The following is a 25,476-nucleotide window of genomic DNA, read 5'->3' on the forward strand; positions in this document are numbered from 1 at the left end:
CTGTAGGAGCTGCCGAAGGTTACGAGGCTGCGATCGCGTCAATCGCAGCCTCGTAACCTCCGGCAGCTCCTACACGGATATGCGCACACCGTAGAACCGGATTCTCATGACAAACTCCAGTACGCCAAAACCTCCACGCAAGAAGCCCAAACCCGCGCAACCGGCCAAACCCGCCGCGCCGCGTGAAAAGGCCAGCCTGCACCCGCGCAACCGCCATCAAGGCCATTACGACTTCCCTAAGCTGATCAAAAGCAGCCCCGAACTCGGCAAGTTCGTCGTCCTCAACCCTTATGGCAAAGAGAGCATCGACTTCGCCAACCCGGCGGCGGTGCGTGTGTTCAACCGTGCGCTGTTGAAGTCGTTCTACGGGATCGCGCATTGGGATATCCCCGCAGATTACCTGTGCCCGCCGATCCCCGGTCGCGCAGATTACCTGCATTTTCTGGCAGACCTTTTGGCAGATCACAACGGGGGAGTAATCCCGCGCGGCGCTTCTATCACGGCGCTTGACGTGGGCACTGGCGCCAACTGCGTGTACCCGCTGATCGGTCACAGCGAGTATGGCTGGGGGTTTGTCGGCACCGATATCGACAGCGTTGCGGTCGCGGCAGCTACGGCAATCATCAAGTCCAACGGTCTGGGCAAAGCCGTCAGCCTGCGTCAGCAAAAGGATCGCAAGCTGATCCTGCTGGACGTATTGAACAAGGATGAGCGTTTCGACGTGAGCCTGTGCAATCCCCCCTTCCACGCCTCCGCTGACGAGGCGCTGCGCGGCAGTGAACGCAAATGGCGAGCGCTGGGCAAGGCTGATCCCAAGCGCAAGCTTCCGGTGCTCAACTTCGGTGGGCAAGCGGCGGAATTGTGGTGTGAGGGCGGCGAGTCGCGCTTTGTCACGCAATTGATCAACGAGAGCGCCCAGGTTAAGCAACAGGTGTTGTGGTTCAGCACGCTGGTCTCCAAGGCCTCGAATTTGCCAGTGATCCAGAGCACGCTGAAGAAAGCGGGTGTGTTTGAAAGCCAAGTGGTGGAGATGTCACAGGGGCAGAAGCAAAGCCGGTTTGTCGCCTGGACCTTTCATGACAAGGCGCAGCAGGCTGCGTGGCGCGCAGAGCGCTGGGCCTGAGCAGAACGTGTTGGAGCCCCGTATGATCGCGGGCAGAAGCCAAATCCCGCCCACAAAAAAACCGTGCCCGGATCGCTCCGTTGCACGGCCTTCTACAGCAAGCGTTGTCGCTTACTTGTTGATCGAGTCGCTCAGCACTTTAGCTGGAACGAACTTGACCACTTTCTTGGCTGCGATTTCGATGGCTGCGCCAGTCGAAGGGTTGCGGCCAGTGCGAGCTGGACGCTCGGTGACTTTCAGTTTGCCGATGCCTGGCAGAGTGATTTCACTACCGTTTTCCAGTTGGTCAGCGACGATTTGGCCCAATTGCTCAAGAGCATTACGCGCAGTGGTTTTAGGCGCGTCGATAGCTTCTGCGATATCGGCGATCAATTGGTCTTTAGTCAGAGCCATGGTGGTGTTCCTTCCCTATCAAATTCATATGGTTTGCAGAGTGTGTTCAGGCGCGAAATGTAGATGCCGAATCAGCCCTTTGGTTCGCCCAAAGGCCCACAAACTGCGTGCTTGGCGCGCTTCAGTGCGCAAGACGGGGCAAAACTAGCACAGAGCTAGGCAAATATCCGCCCCTACCTACCCATTTGGTCAGCTTTATCACGATCCAGACCGCAAATAGCCCGTTACAAGCCCCGCGACCACTGTTTGCGGCCTGATTCGGGCGCCCGTGGAGGCAGTTGCGGTACACTTGCCGACTTTCGACTGAGCCTTGCGCTCACCCGTTCAGTTTCATTTCAGCCGCCGAGAAATCCATGCCGATCCGTCATGCCATCGTTCACCTGATCGACAAGAAACCTGACGGTACGCCCGCAGTTCTTCATGCACGCGACTCTGAGCTCGCCGAGTCACAGGCCATCGAGAACATGCTGGCGGACCTCAATGAGAGCTACAACGCCAAGCAGGGCAAAGCGTGGGGGTTCTTCCACGCGGAATCCGGCGCACACCCTTTCAGCGGCTGGCTCAAGGAATACCTCGACGAAGGCAAGGATTTCACCGCCTTCAGCCGCACTGCCGTCGAGCACCTGCAAAAGCTGATGGAGGAATCGAACCTGTCGGTAGGCGGCCACGTACTGTTTGCTCACTACCAACAAGGCATGACTGAATACCTGGCCATCGCGTTGCTGCACCACAGCGAAGGCGTGGCGGTAAACGAAGCGCTTGATGTCACGCCGTCGCGCCATCTGGACCTCGGCCAACTGCATCTCGCCGCACGGATCAATATCTCCGAGTGGCAGAACAACAAGACGTCCAAGCAGTACATCTCGTTCATCAAAGGCAAGAACGGCAAGAAGGTCTCCGAGTACTTCCGTGACTTCATCGGTTGCCAGGAAGGCGTCGACGGCCCCGGCGAAACCCGCACGCTGCTAAAGGCGTTCAGCGACTTCGTCGAGAGCGAAGACCTGCCCGAAGACTCCGCCCGCGAGAAAACCAAGACCCTGGTCGATTACGCCAGCAGCCAGAGCAAAATGGGTGAGCCCATGGGCCTGGAAGAATTGTCCGGCCTGATCGATGAAGAACGCCCGCGCGCGTTCTACGATCACATCCGCAACAAGGATTACGGTTTGTCGCCGGAAATCCCGGCTGACAAGCGCACCCTGAATCAATTCCGTCGCTTCACTGGCCGCGCCGAAGGCCTGTCCATCAGTTTTGAAGCGCACCTGTTGGGCGACAAGATCGAGTACGACGAAGAGAAAGGCACGTTGATCATCAAGGGGCTGCCGACGCAGTTGACCGATCAGCTCAAGCGCCGCTGATGCTCGGCAACCGAAAGCAAGGGGGCTGAACTCGCATGTTCATACGCACGCTGAAGAAGTTTCTGCTGATCATGCTGGTGGTGGTGGTCTACCAGAACTGGGGCAAGATCGAAAACTTCGTTCACCCCTCTTCTGCCGTTTCGACGCAGGCCCAAGCCAACGCCAAGGTCGTGCTCTACGCCACCGACTGGTGTGGCTACTGCAAGCAAACGCGGCGTTTTCTGGACAGCAAGGGCATCCCGTATACCGAGTTCGATATCGAGAAAGATGCCGCAGGGCGCAAAGCCTATGAAGCGCTGGGCGGACGCGGCATCCCCCTGATCGACGTGAACGGCACGCTGATCAGGGGATTCAGTGAGCAGGCGATTTTAGCGGCGTTGAAATAAGGACGCTCAAAGGGCCTTGATGTGAAACCCGTACCGCGGGAAATGCACATGCACCACTCCCGCTCGCTCATCCTCGCGACGCAAGATCAGCTCTTCACTTCCTGCAAACACCAACTCGCCTTCCACCCTGTCGACGCCGTAGTCCACTGCTGAGATGGCAACCCGCTGCCCGACCGCAAACCCGTTCGGATCGCTGAAGTCTTCCTCGGGGAGTGCCGCCGGGGCGGCGTTGCCTGCCACCTCAAGTGCTTCACCGGACGCCATTTCGCTAAAAGCCCCATGTCCAAACCCGATCACCCGCTTGTACCAGGTCTCTACGACTGGATAGTCGTCGACCAGCCCAGAAGTGACTGGTGTTTGTTTGAGAAACCACAGGGTATGCGCCACCGAGAAGTCCGCAATAGAAGGTGCACCGAACAGAAACTCGCCGCCACGTTCCAGCTGCGTTTCCAGTCGCGACATCAAGGTCGGCCATTGATGCTGGGCCTGCTCAAGCGAGACACGATTGGCGTTACCACCTGAAAACAAAGCGGCGCGGTCGGCAACGAATGCTTTGACGGCCTCTGGCGGGACTTTGGCAAAACGCACCGCCAGGGAGGCTGGCTGAAACACCAGGCTGACGGCATGCAGGAACATCACCGAGTCAGCCCACGCGGCAAAGCTTGCGACAGTGAATTCCTGGCCTTCTGGATAGAACGTCGGCGTTGATTTTTCCTGTTCCAGACGGCGGGCAATGAGGGCGGTATCGCAGTAGATATCGGCGCCGACTTGCAGCACGGGGGTTTTGCGGTAGCCGCCGGTCAGCGCTGTCAGATCGGGCTTGGGCATGATCGACGGGATGATCACCGAGCGCCATGAAAGACCTTTGAAGCCCAGCATCAGACGTGCTTTTTCGGCGAACAGTGACGTGGAGTAATGGTGAAGGATCAGCTCTGACATGCTTCGGTCCGCCCGCAGGGTGAAAACCAGCAGCTTAACCGGGTCTGCGCAGACGGCCTACCCGCTCAGGCTGATGCCTGTTTATCACTCCCGTGGATAAGCCCGTCAGTGCGCCAGTCGCTGGCGGCGAGTGCTTCCTTGGCGCTCTTCCTGAGTTTTTTGATCAACCTTTCCTGACGCAGCGCATCGCTTCTGTCGTGACAGGCTTCGACGTACACCAAGGCAACGGCGGGGCTGGAATAGAAAAAACGCGCACCCTTGCCGCTTTGATGGGCGACGAAACGGCGCTGCGGGTCATCGCTGATGCCGCAATACAACGATCCGTTGGCAGCGCGCACCAGGTACACAAACCAGGGCTTTTGCGCGTTCGACGGGCTGTCGACTTCAGGCACGGCAAGGGAAGTATCGGACATGGCCAGCGACACATAAAAAGAGACCGGATTCTAGCAGAACCGACGATGACGCCTGCAAACGCACAAAACCAACCCTGCCATACAGGGTTGGTTTATGAGGCGCTTGCGATTTGAAACAACGGCAAAGCAGATCAGTCGCTGTACTTCATGCCTTCCTGGTAGGTGAGTTGTTCCATCAATTCCCGCTCACGGTTTTTTTGCTCATCGTCGAGGGCTTTGATGCGCGCGAAGTAGGCGTCATTGAGTTCGGGAAACTCATCCTCCACCCGCGCCCTGTCGCTGTCGAATGTACCCTTGAGCTCGGCGAACTCAGAGGCGTAGGTTTCCCGCAGCCACGCCGACCAAAAATCCCGATTCACCACATTGGCAAAAAACGCCGGGCTGTCCTGGCTGGTCAGCACCAGCCCTTCGACCGTTTGCAGCTCATCGGCGGTCACTGCGGCGGCCGTCCGATACAGCATGCGGGCGGGCGGCAGTGGCAGATCCAGACGCTCGGCCAGTTGCAGACGATAGGCCAATCGCACCTCGGCCTGATCCCTGCCCTGCGCATTTAGCCGCGCCAACCGGTCCACCTCGTCCAGACGGTAGAATCTGCGCATGAGTCGATACAGCGTCGGCCCTCGCTCAGCATTCGGAATATCGCGCAGCGAGTCCAGCGCAAACACCTGGACTTCCATCTGGTTGAACTCCAGCCGCACGCCATCGCCGCAGGTGCGACTGGCAATCGCTTCTTCGGCCATCGCGTTGAGCAGTTGGCGCAACTGCGGGTCTTCCGCCGCAGCACCCAGCACATGCCAGACGCGTTGTACCAGCGCCTCGCGCGCCCTGAGATAATCAGCGGTTTCGCGCAAACGACCGATCAGAGACATGAGCATCGGCGCATCATCCGCCGCTGCAATCTGATCCCAGACCACCTGATAGCCGATGATTTCCTGTGCCGTGCCTTGAAGCCACGGCGCCACGTTAGTCGGGCCAGCGGAGTCAGCCCCGGTGGGCCCGTGACGATGAATGCTGGCGTCAGAGTCGGAGTCGGCATCAAAGTCCGAATCCAGATCGTTCAGCGATTCGGTTGATGACCAAGCCCGCTCCGGCGCGAGCGCACGGATATCGTCCGGCAGGTCCATGTAAAAACTGAATGATCGGGAATTGCCATATTCGCTGACGTGAGCTGCGATCATACTTTCGCGAGACAAAGGGTTGCCCTCAACCGATATTTCGGTATGCGCTAAATCGTTGCGGCGGTTTCGGACGATCTCTTCCGGCAGCGCCGTCAGTTGGTTTTGCGCAAGCGACAGCGCGTCAATGCTGCCGGGCAAAAACCAGTTCAACCACTCGGGCCATGTGCTGATGCCGACGTTATCCAGGGTCAGGGATTCCCAGTGCCGCCCTAGCACAGGCGAAAACTCAATGGCACCCAGACGATTACCGCTCAGGTCCAGATTTCTCAGGTTAGTCAGGCTACTGAGGTACTCCATGACTGCTTGATCGATCACCATGCCCTGATCCATCAAAGCCAGCGTGCGAAGGTTTGGCAGTGCGCTGAGGATGCGCGGCGGCGCGACCATGGGGGTGGAATGGCCCATGATTTCCAGGGTCGATAGGTGAGGAAATCTGGACAGAAACTGACTCAACTGCTCGCTATCGGTGATGACATTTCGCAACAGCAGGCCGTTGATGTTGCGGTAGAACGTGGCCGGCAACCGTTGTGGAAATTCCGACAGTGCCATCGCCTGGATCATAATCGGCCGCGATGCGCGCCCCGCCACGGTACCGCGCCAGTGCTCGAGCAATGACTCGCCCATTGCCTGGCGCGTGCTGATCGCCTCAGCGCTCAGCGGCGCGCGCGATGTCGATGCTTCGGCCCAGTCGCGAAGCGCTGCCTGCAGCTCTGCCTGCTCGCCCAGCAACACATTGATCCGGGGTTGAAGTTCGGCTGGCATACCCGCGTCAATCTTGACCGCTCGATTTTGCCCCGCCCCACGCAAGCTGGCTTCGATCATGTCGGCGCGTGACAGTCGGTTGCCTTGCAGACGTATCAGCGTCGTCTGCGAAGACGGTGTTTCGTGCAGCAGCGCCTCCGGTAGCCCCGGAATTTGATTATCGACCAGCGAGACCTCCTCAATGTGCTCGGGCACCAAGGCGGTCAGCCAGTCAGGCCAACGCTCCAGGCCGATTCGATCCAGCCCCAGCCTGCGCAAGTTCAGGTTGACCGAGCCAGGCACCGGCGCGTCCAGGCTGAAATTGCCGCTCAGGTCCAGGCTCTCCAGGTGTGACATCTGGCCCAATAGGTTCAGGTTCTCGACGTTGATGTCCAACCCCTGGTTGATCAAGCTCAGGTCTCTTAGCTCAGGCAAGTGAGTTGCGACAATGCGCGGCAGATCATGAAATTCGGTGAAACTGAAACCCGAAGACATTGGCCTGCTGATCTCCAGCGCCGTGGTTTGCCCAAACCGGCCAAGGAAGGTGTTCATTACGTCGCAACCCCAATTCGCACCCGGCAGCCAGGCACCGGGCTGAGCCGGCTGGGCGTGGACATTGACAAGCTGCAGTCGCTCGACACGCGCATAGAAAAAAGCTGGCAGTCGCGCCGGGAAATCAGACAGCCGAACGGACTCCAGGCGCAACGCGACGTCGGCGGGTGCACCCGGCAGACTGGTAGCCTGCCAATGTTGAAGAATCGCTTCGCCGATCCGCGTCCTGCTGTTCATTCGGGAGGGGCTGGGGGCCAGTAGCTCGCTCGAGGCCATCGCCCATTGATCCAGACTGGCACGCATTGCCTGGCGCTCATCCTGCAACACATCCAGACGCGCGTTGATATCAGCATTCGACATCCCCTCAAGACGCAGGCTGGTCAGCACGTCCTGGGCGGTAACATCGCTCAGTTCCAGCAAGCCGATGCGGGTCAGCAGATGATCCTCGCTGATAAACCCGGGCAGTCGGCCCATGCCGCTGAGCGCATACCCCACACGCCCTTGCTTCATGCGTTCAGGCTTATTGAATTTCAGCCGGCCATCGCGAATACCTAACAGGCGCGAGGCACGGGCGCGATCACCCGTAGCCAACGCTCCCAGTGCCGTATTGAGCTGCGGGCCTTGGGACACATGTGGCAGACCCAGCGCGCTGCGATGTGCGTCTGGCAGCGCATGCAGAATCGAAGCACACAGATTATTCCCCGCTGTCGGCACGCTGTTGAGTTCGTTGCCCTGTGCATCAAACGCCTGATACTTGCCATTGGACTTGACCAACACTTTATGGACCGTGGCTTCAGGGGCGCCGATGCTGTCGAGCAGGCTGCCGTCGGACGATCCCAGGCGCACTTCGAGGCGCACCTGGTCGGACCAGCCCGGCAGTTTTTCCAGCAAACGCAGACTGAGAATCTCGGTGTCCTCGTTGCTCAGGGATTTCAAATAAAAACCCTCGAACGCACGGTTCAACCGTGTTTGTCGTTGCTGCCAGACGGCCGCTTCACTGACGCGCAGGGGGACGTGACCGTTGTCCAGCATCTGCACCGTTTCCGCCGATGTCAGGGTGCTTGCCAAATCCTCGGCCACTGCGGTGGGTACGCCGGGAAAATCTCGGCGAATCAGTTGAGCCATCGGATCGGACGACACTTCACTGGCCTCGTACTGCTGCCGGAACTGCTCGGCTCGCTGCCTGCCAGACATTCCGCTTGCCGAATGGTCAAGGGCGGCATCCAGCTGAAAGCGTTTGACCGTATCGCGCAGTTGCCCTGGCGGAACGGCACTCTCTACATGCACCTGGCGTAACAGCGGTTCGTCGACATCGACCACGCTGAGTATTTGCTCGGCAGACGATTCCGACAATCCGGACACCGTATGGCCGAGGCGCTTGAACAACTTATCCTTCGACCACTGCTGCGGCAGCTCCCCCTCATGCCGGAAAGCGCCCACACCGTTGTGCTCCAGAACAGGCGAAAACTTCGCGTCCGGAAGTGGGTGCCTGAGCTGCCATTTGTTCAGGGCTTTTCGATGAATCACTTCGTACTGCCGACCGTCGAGGGTCAGGTACTTTTTCCCTTCGCGCTCAAACACACCGCTGAGCTCAGCGCTGGCGCCTTGCGGGACATCGATGTTGACCTGGAAAGGCTCAAGGTCGGGTTTCCACAGGCGGGTCTGGCCATTGGCAAGCTTGATCGGCACCACCTGCCCGACAAAGTTATTGCCCGTAAGCGGCGGCGGCTCAGGAGGCGCTGCACCGTGCGCAGCCTTGCCCAATGCCATCATGAAGGCGATGTTGGCACCGGCGCTGACAAGATGATCGAACCCCTCCTCCACATCGCCATAACTGAGGTCCTCAAGGCCGTGATACACCTCGCTGACTAATTCCACACTGGCGTACACCATCATCAGTTGGCCCAGAACAGGGACAAAGAATGAGGCGACATTGGCGATGTTCATGCCCACGTCGAACCAGGCCTGAAGTCGCTCACGGCGGCTTTTGGCGTCTTCGTCTTCGGTAGGGACCGCCAGGAATCGAGCGTTATCTTTAATCAACTCGATCTGCTGCTGGTACATCCTCTGGAACAGCTCGGTGTTGATCGGTGCGCTCTGCATACGCAGATCAGCGCGAGGGTCAGGCGCGTTATGCCATAGCCCTTTGGTGAACCAACTGCCATCAACAGGCGCCAGGGGGAACAAGTGTCTGTTCAATTGACCGAAAAACTCCGCCCTTGCCCGCTCGCCAATCAGCCGCGCAAAAAACGCTTGATAGGTCTGACTCATCAACCGGCTTCGCAAGTCGTCTTCCAGCTCGCTCAGGGTGGCGAATTCCTTGAACGGCGTAACGGGGTCCTGCGGCACGTACAACACCAGCGGCACCTGCGTGAACGTCCAGCTCGCCAGCGGTTTGATAATGACAACGCGGGGTATTTCGACCCCAAACATTGTCAAGGACTCGAACGCCACCGGCAGACCGTTGAACATAGGACTGGCACGTCGCGTCACCACTTCCAGCACCGCCGCCAGTGCCTGTTCACTGATGTCCTTGCGCAGCACTGCGGCACGGGCGTAAAGCTCCATGTCAGCCAGGTCGTTGGTAATGAAGGTAGCCCGCGCGTTGAGCCGGGCAGCGTTGGGTGCATCGTCCGGCAGCGACGCCGGCTCCAGCACATCGTTGAGATGGTCCTGATATTTCTTGCCGATATTGAGGTGTCGGCAGACGTCAGCAAATTGGTCGGGGCTGATGTTTTTCGGGTGCGGGCCGTCGATTCCTTTATCCACCGAGGCCGAACGCAGAAAGCCGCCCTTGATTGCCTCCTTGCGCTCAAAGTTGTGTAAAGCGGCTTCGAGCAAGGTCAACTGGGTGGCCAAGCCTGTCGCACCGCTGGGCCTGAGGGTGGGATGAAACAGCGTGTCGACCTTGGGCTCAAGCCCCGGTCCAAAGCGGGTATTCAGGGCCTGACGCAACATTGGTTCGGCAAAATCGGACAGGCCCTTGAGCGGCTTGAGCAGAGCTTTCAAGGCTTGGCGGGCCGATTTGCTGGCCAGCAGCGCGCGTCGATAATCTTGCTGCTGTTGCGTGGATGCGGCGCTTAAGGCTTTGGGCAGTTGGTGATGAATCACGCGCAAGACCGGCTCATCGCTGAAGCGTTGCTGCAAATGAGTGAGGCTCGGCGGCTCACTCGCCGGGGGAATGTGTAACGTGGACGACGGAATGGTCATCGGGCAATTTCCTTATCGCTGAAAGATTAGGAAATGACGTTACACAGTGGTTTGCGGGGTGGAGCATAAATAGATATCGCGATCAAAATAACCTTGTGCCATGGCCAACTTTCGGCCGCCGGCAAACGTCAAACCCTGCCGGCGGCGCAAAGACTCACTCAGTCGTAGGCGAGCCCCGCCTGGTGGGTCAGCCGCCTGATCAAGTCCAGGTCTTTTCGCTGCTTCTCATCAAGCAGCCTTTTGGCCCGTTCCAGGTATTGGTCGTTGAGCTCCGGGAAGTCATCCTCAAGGCGCACACGATCCTGATCGAATGTGGCTTGCAACTCCGCAAACTGCGGCGCGTACGTCTCTCGAAGCCAGTCGGTCCAGAAATCCCGGTTGGCCGCGTAATCCAGCAGCCCAGGTCCGTTTTGGCCCGCCATCACCTCCCCCTGCACGCCAGCCAGCTCTTCGGACGTTACCCCGGCGATGGTTCGATACAACATGCTCGATGGAGGGAGCGGCAGATCCAGCGGTTCGGCCAGCCCCAGTCGATAGGCCAGACGCACCTCGGCCTGATCCCGCCCGCGCGTGTTGGCAACCGCCAGACGATCCACCTCGCTCAGGCGAAATAGACGTCGCATCAGCTCATACAGGGTGGGGCCTCGCTCGCCGTCCGCTACGTTTTGCAATGAACGACGGGTGAACACCTGAACCTCCATCTGGTTGAACTCCAGACGCACGCCATCAGCGCAGGTGGGATTGCCGATGTCTTCGTCCTGCGCCATGCCATTGAGCAGCGCCCGCAACTCGGGGTCCCGCTCTGCCGCCTCCAGCACATGCCAGACCCGTGGCGTCAGCGTGGCTCGCGCCCTGAGAAAATCCGCGGACTCGCGCAGGCGGTCAACCAGCGCCATGAGTTGCGGGGCATCGGCCGCTGTTTCAAGGCGCTCCCAGATCCCCCGACGCAAGACCACCTCATCGGCTGTGCCTGTCAACCACGGTTCAACCAGTGGCCTTCGCGTATTGACCACAACGCGGCCATGACCATGAACGGGCGAATCGGGGGAGTACTCAAGATCAGAGTCAGAGGCGGTATCAAAGCCATCACCCTCTCGCCATTCCACAGGCATCGCGCGTATGTCGTCAGGCAAGCGCATATAGAAACTGAAGGACGTATTGTTCCCGTGATCGCGGGCGTGCATGGCAATCATCGACTCGCGTGACAACGGATTGCCTTCCAGCGAGATTTCCGTGTGAGCCTGTTCGTTGCGAGGGTTCTCCATGATCTCAGCCGGCAGGGTCGTCAGTTGATTGCGGTTGAGCGACAGGGAATTGATGTGCGCAGGAAGCAGATCGGTGAGCCATTCGGGCCAACTGGTCATGCCCACGTTGTCCAGGGTCAGCGAGTGCAGATAACGCGCCGCCAACAAGGTCGTGTCCGAAATGATCCCGAGGCGATTGCCACTCAGATTCAAGTGCTGCAGCCGGGGCAATCGGGCGTAAAAATCCAGGGCGCTTTGGTCCAGGATCATTCCCTGATCAGTGATGTCCAGCTCCCTGAGGCTGGCCAGCTCGGTCAGCACCTGCGGCGGCGCAAGTAACGCCGGGGAAATATCGGCCAGTTCCAGACTGGAAACCTGGCCAAACCTGCGCACAAACCCCTCCAGCTGTGACGGCTCCACCCCCACTTCGCGCAACGACAAACTGCTGACGTTGCGATAAAAGGTCTCCGGCAGCGTATGAGGGAAACCCGTCAACGGCGAGGCCTCTATCACCACCGCCAACGGGGCTCGGCCCGACACGGCTCGCCCCCAGTGAGTGAGCAGCAGCTCGCTGGTTTCTCGTCGTGCCAGCGCTAGATTTTCATTCACAGGCTCGCTGGACCCTGATGACTCGCTCCAGTCGCGCAATGCGTTTTGCAGCTCAGCCTGTTCGCCCAACAGCACATCGATGCGGGTTTGAAGTTCCGGCGCTGGCTCAAAGTCGAAGCTGAGCGCACTGTCAGGCCGGGCCTGGTCCAGCTGCATTTCTATGAGGACGCTGCGGGGCAACTGATTGCCTCGCAGCGAAACGTGCGTGCGGCCAGGCGCGCCGACGCCATTGCTCACCAGGCGCTCAGGCAAGGCCGAAATACGGTTGTCGTTTAGCGAAAGCTCGGCGATACCGTCGGGCAGACGATCATTTAGCCATACAGGCCAGTCGATGCCGGTGCGATCAAGCCCCAGGCGCTGAAGTCGGCGACGAACAGGAAATTGCATGTCCCCTGAGAACCCTTCGAGATGATTGCCACTGAGGTCCAGCCGCTCCAGATACTCAAGGCCATCGAGCGGGGCGAGGGTGGTCGGAGTAATGATCAAATCCTGATTGATCATATTCAGCGTTGTGAGGCGTGGCAGTCGGATCGACGCAATACGCGGCAGTTCGAAATAGCCGGGTGATCGATAGCCGGCAGTGACAGACCGGCTGACTTCAAGCGTTGTGATATGCGCAAACCGGTTCAGGAATCCGTCCAGTACCAGATCCACTTCATCCCACGCCAGCCCTGGGTGTCGGTGCAGCGTACGGACGGTGTCGTGCAACTGGAGACCATTGATGCGACGGTAAAAGAACGCGGGTAACTGTTCGGGAAAATCCACCAGCGCTACGTTATCCAGACGCAAGGCGGTGGCGGTTCCCTCAAGCACCAGCACGCTGCTGGCTTGCCAATGACGCAAGATCGCCTCTGCGATGCGCGTTCGGCTGGCGGCGCGGTTTGCGTTCAATTCCGGCAACGCGCTGGAGGCCAGTGCCCACTGATCAATGCTGGCGTGCAGTGCCCGATATTCCTCCTGCAATACATCAAGGCGAGCATTGATGTCGGGGTTGGACAATCCCTGAGCGCGCAGGCTCGTGAGCACGTCCAGCGCAGAGACATCTTGGAGCTCAAGCAGATTGATCCGGTCCAACAGATGGTCGTCGCTGACAAAATCCGGTAATCGGCCGCCGCCGCTCAGGGAATACCCCAGACGCCCCTGTCTCAGTCGGGCGGGCGTGTTGAAGGCCAGGGGCCGCTCGGCGATGCGCAGCATCCGCGACGATTGTTCCCGGTCATTCATTGCCCGCGTTGCCAGCGCCGCATCCAGCTCAGCGCCTTGCGAGACGCGAGCAAAACCCAGCGCACCACGGGGGCCGTCCGGCAGCGCGTGCAGGATGGAGGCGCACAAATTGCTCCCTTCGCTGGGCACACTATTGAGATCGTTACCCTCAGCATCAAACGCCTGATATTGGCCGTTGGACTTGACCAGCACCTTGAGCTCCGCTGCGTCAGGGCTACCGATGCTGTGAAGTAGCGTGCCGCGATAGGTACGCTGACGCACCTCAAGGCGCACATGCTCTGACCAGCCCGGAAGTTTTTCGAGCCAATTCAGGCTGAGGATTTCGGTATCCGTCGTGCTGACGCAGTTCAGATAAAAGCCTTCGAACGCCCGGTTCAAGCGGGTCTGGCGCTGTTGCCAGGCTGCCGCTTCACCGACGCGCAACGGAATGCGACCGCTGTCGAGCATCTGCTGTTTTTCCGCAGTCGTCAGCATCGTCAGCAAATCTTCGGCGACCGCTTTGGGAACCGTCGGGAAGTCACGCTGAATCAGTTGCACCGCAGGATCTTCCGAGCGCTCGCTGGCGACATATTCCTGCTTGAACTGCTCGGCACGGCTGACCGTGGGCCTTTCGGTCGAGCGACTTTCCAGGGCCGCATCCAGCTGGAAGCGCTTGACCGTGTCGCGCAACTGACCGGGCGCAACGGCGTTTTGCACATGCACCTGGCGCAACAGCGATTCATCGACGTCGGCCACACCGAGTATTCGCTCGGCGGACAATTGCGACAGGCCCGAGACCGAATGCCCGAGGCGTTTGAACAGTTTTTCCTTGGCCCAGTGTTGCGGCAGTTCACCCTCATGCCGGAAAGCCCCCGCGCCGTTATGCTCCAGCACAGGGGAGAACGGATGACTGTCACGGGGATGCTTGACCACCCACTTGTTGCGGTCGGGATCGTATTGCACTTCATAACGGCGATCGTCGATATCCAGATACTTTTTCCCGCCATGTTCGACCACGCCGTTGATGTCCGCAGTGGCATCAATGGGCAGCGCATGGGTTGACTGAAATGGCGCAAGGTCGGGCTTCCACAGACGCGTCTCCCCGGTGTTGAGCTTGATCGGAATCAGTTGCCCTGCAAAATGGTTGCTCAGGATCTGTGGCGGCTCCGGTACTTGATGCCCCGCAACAAGCAGCGCCATGAACGCCAGCTGTTCGGTAACCGAAAGCAGATGCTCAAGCCCGTCTTGCAGATCACCGTGACTCAAGTCGAGCAGACCGTGATAGACCTCGCCAACCAGCTCCACGGTGGAGTCAAGCATCATCAACGCGCCCAGCGCCGGAACCGCGAATGAGGCGACATTGAGAATATTCATGCCGATATTGATCCAGTGATCCAGCCGCTCCTGACGGCTTTTTGCGTCCTCCACTTCAGTGGGCACAGCCAGGAACTGTGCGTTGTCCTTGAGTAAGAACAGCTGCTGGCGATGCATTCTGCTGAACAGGGATTCCCTGATCGGGTCGCTGTCGAGTACCAAGTTGGCCTTGGGATCTGCGCTGTGATGCCACAACCCTTTGCTGAACAGCTTGGCGTCATCCGGCATCAGCGGGAAAAGGTGCTTATTCAGGCGAGTGAAGACTTGCGCCCGACGGCGCTCACCGATGAGTTGCGCAAAAAACGCTTGATAGGATTTGTCGGTCAACCGCTGCCTGAGGTCGTCTTCAAGCTCAGTCATGGAGCCAAATTCTTTAATGGGGCTGACCGGGTCGTGCGGGATATACAGGACGATGGGCACCGGGGTCGTGGTCCAAGTGCGGGTCGGCGAAATCAGCAGTGCGCGCTGAACTTCCACGCCAAATATCGTCAGCCGTTGCAGCAACATGGGCTTGCCGTCGAATAACGGGTTGGGCTGTTGTTGCGCCAGCGCCAGCAAGGCTTGGCCAGCGGTTTCTCCCAAAGTCTTTTTAATCATCGCGGCGCGAACGCAGAGCTCCATCTCGGCTTTGTCAGCGGCGATGAATTTGGCTCGCGTGTTGAACCGCGCCACGTCCGATGAATCTCCAGGCGCTGTGTCAGGTTCCAGCGTTTCGCGCAGATGGTCGGAATACTTGCGACCTAGATTGAGGTGCCTACAGACGTCAGCAAATTGCTCCGGCGTTATGCCGACGGGGTGAACATCGCCCTGCTTGTCGAGGATCGCCGCACTCTTTAGAAATACCCCCGCCACCGTTTCTTTGCGCTCAAAGTTATGCAGCGCGGACTCCAGAAGCGTCAGTTGCGTGAACGGCCCGGTCGCGCCATCAGCGGTGAGCGTGGGGTTAAATAAGGTGTCCTTGTTAACGTCCAGACCAGGGCCGAACTTCGCCCGCAACGCTTCGCTCAGCAACGGTTCGGCGAATTCGGCGATGCCCTTGAGCGGCCTGAACACCTGCTTGAGTTCTTCGCGGGCCAGCCGGCTTGTTAACAGCGCAGCGCAATAGTCCTTGCGAGCTTGAGACGATGCCTCGACAAACGCCGCAGGGAGCTGGTTCTGGATGACGTTCAGCACAGGGTCGTGCATGAAACGCTGCCGCAACTCGTCGTACCTGGCGGTAGACAGCGGCGACACAATCGGTGGAGCGAGGGGTATGGAAGACACAGTGCAACATCCTTATTGCTGAGAATAAGGATGCGACGTTATCGGGGACGCCTTGAAAAATGGCCTAGATAGTTATTTCCAGAGGAAGAGTTTCACTGGCTGGCCTGAAATGCCTTGAGTCCCTTATGAGCTTGAGCACGCACGGCGTTCTGCACCATCGGCGTCCAGCCAAGCAGTGCACCCTTGGCGCCGAGGGCCTGCTGCGACCAGCGCCACAGGTCAAAGCTGTCATGGTGCTCGCAAATCTTGCCGTCCCGAAACACGAAGCGTGCCTGGATGTCGTTGATCACGGTGCGGCCGGTCTGGGTGAATAGATAGGTCGCGACCCAATGCGCTCCGCCGGTGCGCTCGTCGGCGCGGACGTGATCGAAGACGACCGAAAACTCTTTTGCGCGCGAGGTGAGCATGCGCCACATGTCGCCTGCCTGACGGCCGCGCAATTCACCGAACACCGGATCGCTGAACAGCACGTCCTCCGTGTAGCAGGCCGCCATGGCCTCGGCGTCCAGCCGATTGAACGCCTCATAGAAGCGAGCGATGAGGTTGGCGTTTTCGTCACTGAAAGTGGTTTCGCTCATGCGGCAATGTCCCTGTGTAAGGCGTTCAGAAAGCGCACAATAATCGCCATCGCGCGCGGTTGCCACGGACATTCGCCAGCCAAATGGCACGACTCAGACTTTCTCGCTGGTGACCTGCACGTAAAGCGCGCGACCTGCGCCCAGACCGGCAATCGTGGCGGCCACGCCGATCACGCCAAAAATCCAGCCCACTGCACTCCAGCCCCCCGTCACATCGTGAACGATGCCCACGGCGAACGGCCCCATCGAGGCCAGCGTGTACCCGATCCCCTGAGCCATGCTCGACAGATTCGCCGCGACATGGGCATCGCGCGAGCGCAGCACGATCAGCGTCAGCGCCAGGCTGAACGTACCGCCCTGCCCCAGCCCAAGCACAATCGCCCAGCCCCACAGCCCGCCAACAGGCGCGTACAGGCAACCGAAAAGACCGGTCAGCGTCAGCGCCATCACGATCACAATCGGCAGCCGTTGATCCCGGCCGCGCGTTGCAAGAAATGGCGCCGTCAACGAGCTGATGAGCTGGACCATGATCGACCCGGACAACAGCAGGCCGGCGTCAACCGGGGTCAGACCACGGCCGATGAGGATCGACGGCAACCAGCCGAACACGATGTAGGCCAGGGACGATTGCAGGCCCATGTAAAGGGTGACTTGCCAGGCCAGTCGATCACGGAAAAGTCCGCGTACGCGGTAAGCAGCTTGATGCAGGCCATGACCCTGGCGTGCCTGCGGAAACCAGAAAACAGCGGCCAGGACTGCAGGCACGATCCAGAAACCCAACCCCAGTTGCCAGCTGTCGCCGAATGCATGGCTCAAGGGCACCGTGGCGCCTGCCGCGACGGCCGCACCCAGACACAACGCCATCGTATAAACGCCGGTCATGGTGCCGGCCTGTTTAGCGAAATCGCGCTTGACGATGCCCGGCAACAAGACACCGATGATGCCAATGCAGGCACCGGCCAGGACGCTGCCGGCGAACAGTCCGGCTTCACCAAACAGGCTGCGCAACACGATACCGCTTGCCAACACCAGCAGAACGCCCAGCACCACACGCTCACTGCCGAAGCGGCGGGCCAGAATCGGCGCCAAGGGTGCAAACAGGCCCAGGCACAACACCGGCAAGGTGGTCAGCAGCCCGGCTTTGGCGGCGGACAAACCCAGGCCGCTGGACACTTCACTGAGCAACGGCGCCATGCTCGACAATGCCGGACGCAGGTTCAAGGCCACGAACACCAGCCCCAGCAGCAACAACCACGGGCGCTTCAACACCGGATGCGCCTGCTGCACCTGATCGTCGTCAGCTTCGCAGTCAATCAGCAACTCATCGATTTCGTGGAGGGGAATGGGCTTATTTTGGGTGTCGCTCGCCGTTGGCGCCTTGGTCGTCATGGGATTCTCGTGGGGGCAGGAGGTGTAACAGCGCATTGCGCAAAGAAGGCATCCTGTTCGAGAACAGCACCGAACACAAGTTTTGGGGTGGATTGGGTACAGTTTAAAAGCCACGCATCTTCTGATCCTTCCCGTATTTAACGCGGGCACGATTAATCTACGTTTGCGCCGAAGGCGTTGAAGCGAGGTTTGTGTCAGGTCCAGAAATCAGCAGCGCAATAGATTTATTGTGGGAGCGAACCTGTTCGCGAAAACGGTGGTTCAGATAATAGAGATGCATCGGCCTTGAAGACCTCTTCGCGGACAGGTCCGCTCCCACGGGGAGTTCGCGAGCGTTAGCGCGGTGCCAGAGCGATCAACAGGCATAAAAAAACCCGGACCTGAGCCCGGGTTTTTCACGTTGTTACTTCAACCGATCAATGCAGGATCTGGCTCAAGAACAGGCGGGTACGGTCACTCTGCGGATTGTCGAAGAAGTCGTTCGGTGCCGCTTGTTCGACGATTTCGCCTTTGTCCATGAAGATCACGCGGTTGGCCACGGTGCGGGCGAAGCCCATTTCGTGGGTTACGCACAGCATGGTCATGCCTTCTTCTGCCAGGCCGACCATGGTGTCGAGCACTTCTTTCACCATTTCTGGATCGAGGGCCGAGGTTGGCTCATCGAACAGCATGATTTTCGGCTTCATGCACAAGGCACGTGCAATCGCCACACGCTGTTGCTGACCGCCGGAGAGTTGGCCCGGAAACTTATGCGCCTGCTCGGGAATGCGTACGCGCTCCAGGTAGTGCATGGCGATTTCTTCGGCTTTCTTCTTCGGCATTTTCCGAACCCACATCGGCGCCAGCGTGCAGTTCTGCAGGATGGTCAGGTGCGGAAACAAGTTGAAGTGCTGGAACACCATGCCGACTTCACGGCGGATGGTTTCGATCTGCTTGAGGTCTGAAGTCAGCTCGGTGCCGTCAACGACGATCTTGCCCTGCTGGTGCTCTTCCAGACGGTTGAGGCAGCGAATGGTGGTCGACTTGCCCGAACCCGACGGGCCGCACAAGACGATACGCTCGCCCTGACGCACGTTCAGGTTGATGTCTTTCAGTACATGGAACTGGCCGTACCATTTATGGACGCCTTCCATCCGGATCATGCCTTCGGCGCCCAGAGGCTTGGTGATAACTTCACTCATGTCAAAACTCCTAACGCTTGTGGCCTGTGTCCAGCTTACGTTCCAAATGCATGGAATAGCGGGACATACCGAAACAGAAGATCCAGAACACCAAGGCCGCGAAGACGTAGCCTTCGGTGGCCATACCGAGCCATTTAGGGTCGGCGGCAGCTTGTTTGACGCTGTTGAGCAGGTCGAACAGGCCGATGATGATCACAAGGCTCGTGTCCTTGAACAACGCAATCACGGTGTTGACCAGACCAGGAATAACCAGCTTCAAGGCTTGCGGCAGAATCACCAGGCCCATCCGGCGCCAGTATCCCAGGCCCATCGCGGCTGCGGCCTCGTACTGACCCTTCGGAATGGCCTGCATGCCGCCCCGCACCACTTCAGCCACATAGGCCGACTGGAACAGAATCACGCCAATCAAAGCCCGTAGCAGCTTGTCGAAGTTCATGCCTTCAGGCAGAAATAGCGGCAGCATCACCGACGACATGAACAGCACGGTAATCAACGGCACACCGCGCCAGAACTCGATGAAGGTCACGCACAGCACGCGAATCGCCGGCATTTCCGAACGTCGACCCAACGCGAGCACTACGCCCAATGGCAATGCCCCGGCGATACCCACCGTCGCGATCACCAGGGTCAGCATCAGGCCGCCCCATTGGCTGGTCGCCACGTTGTCCATGCCGAACACCCCGCCATGCAGCAGGAAGTAGGCAACGATCGGGTAAATCACCAGGAACGACAGGCCGTAGATTGCCTTGCGCGGCATCATCTTCAGGAACAACGGCGCAGCGCCGATGATGGCCAGCCAGACGGTCAGATCAACCCTCCAGCGCAGCTCCTGCGGATAGTAGCCGTACATGAACTGGCCGAAGCGCTGCTCGATGAACACCCAGCAGGCGCCCGCCTTGGTGCAGTCTGCCTGCGTGGTGCCGACCCAGTTGGCATTGAAGATCGCCCAACTCAACAGCGGCGGCACGACCAGCCAGACGAGGTAGATCGCGAACAGCGTCAGGACGGTGTTCCACCAGTTGGAGAACAGGTTCTGACGCATCCATGCCATGGGGCCGAACACTTTGCTCGGGGGCGGCATATCAGGTTTGAAAGTATGGGATGTCATGCGCGTTTCCTCACCGCTCGATCAGCGCAATGCGCTTGTTGTACCAGTTCATCAGCAGGGAAATGCTGATACTGATCGCCAGGTACACGCTCATGGTGATGGCAATGACTTCGATGGCCTGACCCGTCTGGTTAAGCACGGTACCTGCGAACAGCGAAACCATTTCCGGGTAACCGATGCCGGCCGCCAGCGAGGAGTTCTTCGCCAGGTTGAGGTATTGGCTGGTCAGCGGCGGAATGATCACGCGCATGGCCTGCGGGATGATGACTTTGCGCAGCGTCGGACCTGGACGCAGGCCCAGCGAACGCGCAGCTTCAGTCTGACCGTGGGTCACCGACTTGATGCCTGAACGCACGATTTCAGCGATGAACGCTGCGGTGTAAACGCTCAAGGCCAGCGTCAGTGCGAGCAGTTCGGGGATCAATACCCAGCCGCCGACGAAGTTGAAGCCCTTGAGTTCGGGCACTTCCCAATGCACGGGAGAACCAAACATCAGCGCGCACAGCGCCGGAATCACGATGAGCAAGGCAAGGCCTGCCCAGAACTTGTGAAACGGCACACCGGTGGCTTCGAAGCGCTTATTAGCCCAGCGCGTCATAAACACAATCGCGACGATCGCGAGCACGATGCTGATCACAAACGGCAACGTCGCATCGTTGGTGACGGCGGCCGGCATGTTCAGACCGCGACTGCTGACGAAGAAAGAACCCAAGAAGCCATGGGCCGCACGCGGACCGGGCAGCGTCAGGAAGACGGCGAAATACCAGAACAGGATCTGCAGCAGCGGCGGGATGTTACGGAAGACTTCGACGTAAACCGTGGCCAGCTTGTTGATGATCCAGTTGTTGGACAGGCGAGCGACACCGACGAGGAATCCCAGCAAGGTTGCCAGAATCACACCGATGAACGTCACCAGCAAAGTGTTCAACAGACCGATAAGAAACACACGCGCGTACGAGTCAGACTCCGTAAAAGGAATCAGATGTTGCGCGATGCCAAAGCCGGCGCTGTTTTCAAGGAAACCGAAACCTGAGGTAATACCCCGGTGTTGCAGGTTGGTTTGGGTGTTATCGAACAGATACCAACCCATCGCGACTACAGCGATAACCGTGATTATCTGAAATAGCCACGCACGCACTTTAGGATCGCTGAGGGTCAGCCTCTGCTTTGGTGCGCTGATTTGATTTTGCATGGAGTGCCCCAGGAAAAATGCAACAAAGCGCCCGGCTACGATTAAGTAGCCGGGCGCAGGTCAATCAACGCACAGGTGGTGCGTATTGAATGCCGCCAGCGTTCCACAGAGCGTTCTGACCGCGATCAATGGCCAGAGGAGTGGTTTTGCCCAGGTTCTTCTCGAAGATTTCGCCGTAGTTACCGACTTGCTTGACGATCTGAACAACCCAGTCCTTCTTCAGTTTCAGCTGTGGGCCGTAGTCGCCGTCAGCACCCAGCAGACGAGCAACGTCCGGGTTCTTGGTGGACTTGGCTTCGGCTTCAACGTTCTTGGAAGTGATACCGGCTTCTTCAGTGTTCAGCAGTGCGTAACCGACCCAGCGAACGATAGTGGTCCACTCTTCGTCACCACGGGAAACGACCGGGCCCAAAGGTTCTTTGGAGATGGTTTCTGGCAGAACGACGTAGTCGGTAGGCTTGGCCAGCTTGGAGCGCTGTGCGTAAAGCTGCGATTTGTCGGAGGTCAGTACGTCGCAACGACCGGATTCCAGCGACTTGGCGCTTTCATCGGAGGTGTCGAACGTGATCGGGGTGTATTTCAGGTTGTTGGCGCGGAAGTAGTCGGACACGTTCAGCTCGGTAGTGGTACCGGCTTGAATACAGATGGTCGCGCCGTCCAGTTCCTTGGCACTTTTAACGCCCAGCTTACTGTTGGCCAGGAACCCAACGCCGTCGTAGTAAGTCACGAAGCCTGGGAATACCAGACCCATGCTTGCGTCACGGGAGCTGGTCCAGGTGGTGTTACGCGACAGAATGTCAATTTCGCCGGATTGCAGCGCGGTGAAGCGCTCCTTGGCATTCAACTGGCTGAACTTGACCTTGGTTGCGTCGCCAAACACGGCTGCGGCAACAGCGCGGCAGAAGTCGGCGTCGATGCCCTGGATCTTGCCACTAGCGTCCGGAACCGAGAAACCTGGCAGACCATCACTCACGCCGCACTGGATGAAGCCTTTCTTCTGAATGGCGTCCAGTTTCGCACCCGCTTGAGCGAACCCGGTCAGACCGAGCGCTGCTGCGGCGGCCACTACAGCCAGGGTGGATTTCAACATCTTCATTCAAACCTCCAGTTTGCTCTTTGTTGTGTAGGAGCTTTAGCCCCGTCGCACCCTTGTGAGGCGTTAATGACCCGTGCTGGCTTATTTTTGGGTCACGCGACGCAAGACCTGATGCTGCAACCGGCGCAAGATCATCTCGTCAACCGCATTACAGCGTCGTGTTCGGCCTGTGGACTGAAGCTCCCTGATGTTCCCTGACCCCGCGGGCCTGAGACGAACCGTGCCTGGAGTCCTCCCGAATGGACTCCTTGCCGCCCCCGACGGCACCCTACAGTTGCCTGTTAGTGTTACCGACAGAGGTGAGCGCTTTCACTCCGCAGGTTTTGTAGCAAAGCCCGTACCACCATGCTGGCATTGTCGAATTAGCGACAGGTCAAGCCAAAAACTTGTAGTCTTGCGACATCTTCTTTCATCCATATTCAACTGTGCGCACCGCCTTGAAGCGCCGCGCCAGAGCCATCGCACACAATTGGAGCACTCATGAGCGAACCCCTTATTCTGCAACCCGAAAAGGCTGCCGACGCCTGCGTCATCTGGCTGCACGGCCTGGGTGCTGACCGTTTTGATTTCATGCCCGTTGCAGAAGCTTTACAGCGTTCTTTGCTGACCACCCGCTTCATTCTGCCGCAGGCGCCAACCCAGGCAGTGACGATCAACGGCGGCTACCAAATGCCGAGCTGGTACGACATCAAGGCCATGAGTCCGGCGCGCGCCATCAACGCCGACCAACTGGAGGCCTCGGCCCAGCGCGTTCTTGACCTTATCGAAGCCCAACGCGACAGCGGCATCGATCCGGCGCGAATCTTCCTCGCCGGTTTCTCCCAAGGTGGCGCGGTGGTGTATCACGCCGCATTTTTGCGCTGGCAGGGACCGCTCGGTGGCGTGCTGGCGCTGTCCACCTACGCGCCAACCTTCAGCGATGAAATGACCCTTTCGGCCAGTCAGCAACGCATTGCGGTGTATTGCTTGCATGGGCAGCACGATGAAGTTGTCCAGAACGCGATGGGGCGCACGGCGTATGAGCAGTTGAAGGCTCAAGGCGTCACCGCGACATGGCAGGAATACCCAATGGGGCACGAAGTGTTACCGCAAGAGATTGCCGACATAGGTGTCTGGCTCGCGGATCGGCTGCGCTAAACGGCCAGTCGGTCCTTTCAATTGTTCAGCAGATTTGGTATGGCACTACGCCGGGCCCTGTTCTTGCTTTACACTGCCCGGCGTACATTCCTTAATCAATTGATGAGATGACCGTGCTCAAAGCACTCAAAAAGATGTTCGGTAAAGGCGAGGCTGAGCAGCTCGCTCCCAGCCCAGTCGCTCCCCTCCCCGTCGCCAGAAGCCCGATTGAAGGCGCACCACGGGAACGCAGTGCCGCTGCCGCAGCGCCTGTCGTCACGCCCGTCGAGATTAAAGAGTCCGTCCATCTGGACGCAGCCGTTGAGCCCAAGGTCGAGCGCCCACGCCGCGAACGCGCGCCCAAGCCGCAGGTTAAGCCCTGGAAACTCGAAGATTTCGCCGTAGAACCGCAAGAAGGCAAAACCCGCTTTCACGATTTCGCGCTGTCCCCTGAATTGATGCACGCAATCCACGATCTGGGTTTCCCTTACTGCACGCCGATCCAGGCGGGCGTTCTGGGCTTCACCCTCAAGGGCAAAGACGCCATTGGTCGCGCGCAGACCGGCACCGGCAAGACCGCCGCGTTCCTGATTTCGATCATCACCCAGCTGCAGCAAACACCGCCGCCCAAAGAGCGCTACATGGGCGAACCCCGTGCGCTGATCATCGCGCCGACCCGCGAGCTGGTGGTGCAGATCGCCAAAGATGCCGAGCTGCTGACCAAGTACACCGGCCTCAACGTCATGACGTTCGTTGGCGGTATGGATTTCGACAAGCAGCTCAAGCAGCTCGAAGCCCGTCATTGCGACATTCTGGTGGCGACACCGGGCCGTTTGCTGGACTTCAACCAACGCGGCGAAGTGCATCTGGACATGGTCGAAGTGATGGTCCTCGACGAAGCTGACCGCATGCTCGACATGGGCTTCATCCCGCAAGTGCGTTCGATCATTCGCCAGACCCCGCACAAGGGCGAGCGTCAGACGCTTCTGTTCTCCGCGACTTTCACCGAAGACGTGATGAACCTCGCCAAGCAGTGGACCACCGATCCTTCCATTGTCGAGATCGAATCAGTCAACGTCGCCAGCGATACCGTCGAACAGCATGTTTATGCCGTTGCAGGCGCTGACAAGTACAAGCTGCTCTACAACCTCGTCACCGACAACGGTTGGGAGCGGGTGATGGTGTTTGCCAATCGCAAGGATGAGGTGCGGCGCATTGAAGAGCGCTTGGTGCGTGATGGCGTCAATGCCGCTCAACTGTCCGGCGACGTGCCGCAACACAAGCGGATCAAGACGCTGGAAGGGTTCCGCGAAGGCAAGATTCGTGTGCTGGTGGCTACCGATGTGGCCGGTCGCGGGATTCACATTGACGGCATCAGCCACGTGATCAACTTCACCCTGCCGGAAGTGCCGGACGATTACGTACACCGTATCGGCCGGACCGGTCGTGCAGGGGCTGATGGCGTGTCGATCAGCTTTGCTGGCGAAGATGACTCGTATCAGTTGCCGGCCATCGAAGAGAAGCTCGGTCGCAAGATCAGCTGTGAAACGCCCCCGACGCATTTGCTGCGTGCGGTTGTGCGTAAGCCCAAGTCTGAAACCGCAGTAGAGTAATCACCTCTTCGCTCGCGGCGACACCACGTCGTCGCGCAGCTTTGGTAGCCCCCTGAATCTCAGCCTTTACGAACGGTTTATGGCCAGACGCACGCCAGCTCGACGGCTACGCGGTCAGATTCAAACCAGACCGGCGTACTTGCTTGGTGTTGACACCCAGGCAATAAAAAAGCGCAACCTGAACAGGCTGCGCTTTTTTTGTACCTTACGCTTGGCCGGG

15 protein-coding genes and 1 pseudogene are annotated in these 25,476 nt (G+C 58.9%); 5 read left to right on the forward strand and 11 right to left on the reverse strand.

Annotated elements, in window-relative coordinates; genetic code table 11:
* Positions 1 to 106 precede the first annotated feature (106 nt).
* Positions 107 to 1,123: a 23S rRNA (adenine(1618)-N(6))-methyltransferase RlmF gene (gene rlmF, locus ACWKWM_RS16540; protein ID WP_483847170.1), complete on the forward strand. Its 1,017-nt coding sequence runs from the start codon at positions 107 to 109 to the stop codon at positions 1,121 to 1,123.
* A 111-nt stretch (positions 1,124 to 1,234) separates the two neighbouring features.
* Here the strand turns inward: rlmF and ACWKWM_RS16545 are convergent, their stop codons facing one another.
* Positions 1,235 to 1,516: an HU family DNA-binding protein gene (locus ACWKWM_RS16545; RefSeq protein WP_483847171.1), complete on the reverse strand. Its 282-nt coding sequence runs from the start codon at positions 1,514 to 1,516 to the stop codon at positions 1,235 to 1,237.
* 353 nt (positions 1,517 to 1,869) lie between these two features.
* Here ACWKWM_RS16545 and yejK point away from each other — a divergent pair, with 353 nt between their 5' ends.
* Both yejK and ACWKWM_RS16555 read left to right on the forward strand, forming a co-directional pair.
* Positions 1,870 to 2,871, forward strand: a complete 1,002-nt coding sequence (yejK, locus tag ACWKWM_RS16550; protein ID WP_483847172.1) for a nucleoid-associated protein YejK — start codon at positions 1,870 to 1,872, stop codon at positions 2,869 to 2,871.
* A gap of 35 nt (positions 2,872 to 2,906) precedes the next feature.
* A complete protein-coding gene (locus ACWKWM_RS16555; RefSeq protein ID WP_483847173.1) occupies positions 2,907 to 3,257 on the forward strand; it encodes a glutaredoxin domain-containing protein in 351 nt (116 codons plus the stop codon).
* A gap of 6 nt (positions 3,258 to 3,263) precedes the next feature.
* On the opposite strand, the gene ACWKWM_RS16560 is transcribed toward ACWKWM_RS16555, so the two are convergent.
* From ACWKWM_RS16560 to ACWKWM_RS16605, 10 genes are all read right to left on the reverse strand, one after another.
* Entirely contained in the window at positions 3,264 to 4,196 is a 933-nt protein-coding gene (locus ACWKWM_RS16560) for a glutathione S-transferase family protein (RefSeq protein WP_483847174.1), read from the reverse strand.
* Between the two features lie 65 nt (positions 4,197 to 4,261).
* Entirely contained in the window at positions 4,262 to 4,609 is a 348-nt protein-coding gene (locus ACWKWM_RS16565) for a GIY-YIG nuclease family protein (RefSeq protein ID WP_483847175.1), read from the reverse strand.
* 131 nt (positions 4,610 to 4,740) lie between these two features.
* Positions 4,741 to 10,290 carry an NEL-type E3 ubiquitin ligase domain-containing protein gene (locus tag ACWKWM_RS16570; RefSeq protein ID WP_483847176.1) on the reverse strand — a complete coding sequence of 1,850 codons (5,550 nt, stop codon included), beginning with the start codon at positions 10,288 to 10,290 and terminating at the stop codon, positions 4,741 to 4,743.
* A gap of 158 nt (positions 10,291 to 10,448) precedes the next feature.
* Entirely contained in the window at positions 10,449 to 15,983 is a 5,535-nt protein-coding gene (locus tag ACWKWM_RS16575) for an NEL-type E3 ubiquitin ligase domain-containing protein (RefSeq protein ID WP_483847177.1), read from the reverse strand.
* Between the two features lie 92 nt (positions 15,984 to 16,075).
* A complete protein-coding gene (locus tag ACWKWM_RS16580; RefSeq protein ID WP_483847178.1) occupies positions 16,076 to 16,561 on the reverse strand; it encodes a nuclear transport factor 2 family protein in 486 nt (161 codons plus the stop codon).
* Between the two features lie 93 nt (positions 16,562 to 16,654).
* Positions 16,655 to 17,950 carry a CynX/NimT family MFS transporter gene (locus tag ACWKWM_RS16585; protein WP_483847179.1) on the reverse strand — a complete coding sequence of 432 codons (1,296 nt, stop codon included), beginning with the start codon at positions 17,948 to 17,950 and terminating at the stop codon, positions 16,655 to 16,657.
* Between the two features lie 416 nt (positions 17,951 to 18,366).
* Positions 18,367 to 19,131, reverse strand: coding sequence for an amino acid ABC transporter ATP-binding protein (locus ACWKWM_RS16590; RefSeq protein WP_122726492.1), 765 nt, complete (start codon positions 19,129 to 19,131; stop codon positions 18,367 to 18,369).
* 10 nt (positions 19,132 to 19,141) lie between these two features.
* On the reverse strand, positions 19,142 to 20,239 hold the full coding sequence (locus ACWKWM_RS16595; RefSeq protein ID WP_483847180.1) for an amino acid ABC transporter permease: 1,098 nt from the start codon (positions 20,237 to 20,239) through the stop codon (positions 19,142 to 19,144).
* Between the two features lie 10 nt (positions 20,240 to 20,249).
* Positions 20,250 to 21,431, reverse strand: a complete 1,182-nt coding sequence (locus ACWKWM_RS16600) for an amino acid ABC transporter permease (RefSeq protein WP_483847181.1) — start codon at positions 21,429 to 21,431, stop codon at positions 20,250 to 20,252.
* A 64-nt stretch (positions 21,432 to 21,495) separates the two neighbouring features.
* Complete coding sequence (locus tag ACWKWM_RS16605) at positions 21,496 to 22,527, reverse strand: amino acid ABC transporter substrate-binding protein (protein ID WP_483837706.1); 1,032 nt, start codon at positions 22,525 to 22,527, stop codon at positions 21,496 to 21,498.
* 480 nt (positions 22,528 to 23,007) lie between these two features.
* On the opposite strand from ACWKWM_RS16605, the gene ACWKWM_RS16610 reads away from it, so the two are divergent.
* Both ACWKWM_RS16610 and rhlB read left to right on the forward strand, forming a co-directional pair.
* A complete protein-coding gene (locus ACWKWM_RS16610) occupies positions 23,008 to 23,664 on the forward strand; it encodes an alpha/beta hydrolase (protein ID WP_483847182.1) in 657 nt (218 codons plus the stop codon).
* Positions 23,665 to 23,969: 305 nt separating this feature from the next.
* A pseudogene (gene rhlB, locus ACWKWM_RS16615) lies at positions 23,970 to 25,256 on the forward strand (ATP-dependent RNA helicase RhlB); the annotation flags it as partial.
* Positions 25,257 to 25,476 lie beyond the last annotated feature (220 nt).

This window comes from Pseudomonas rosaeacicularis (assembly GCF_057128745.1).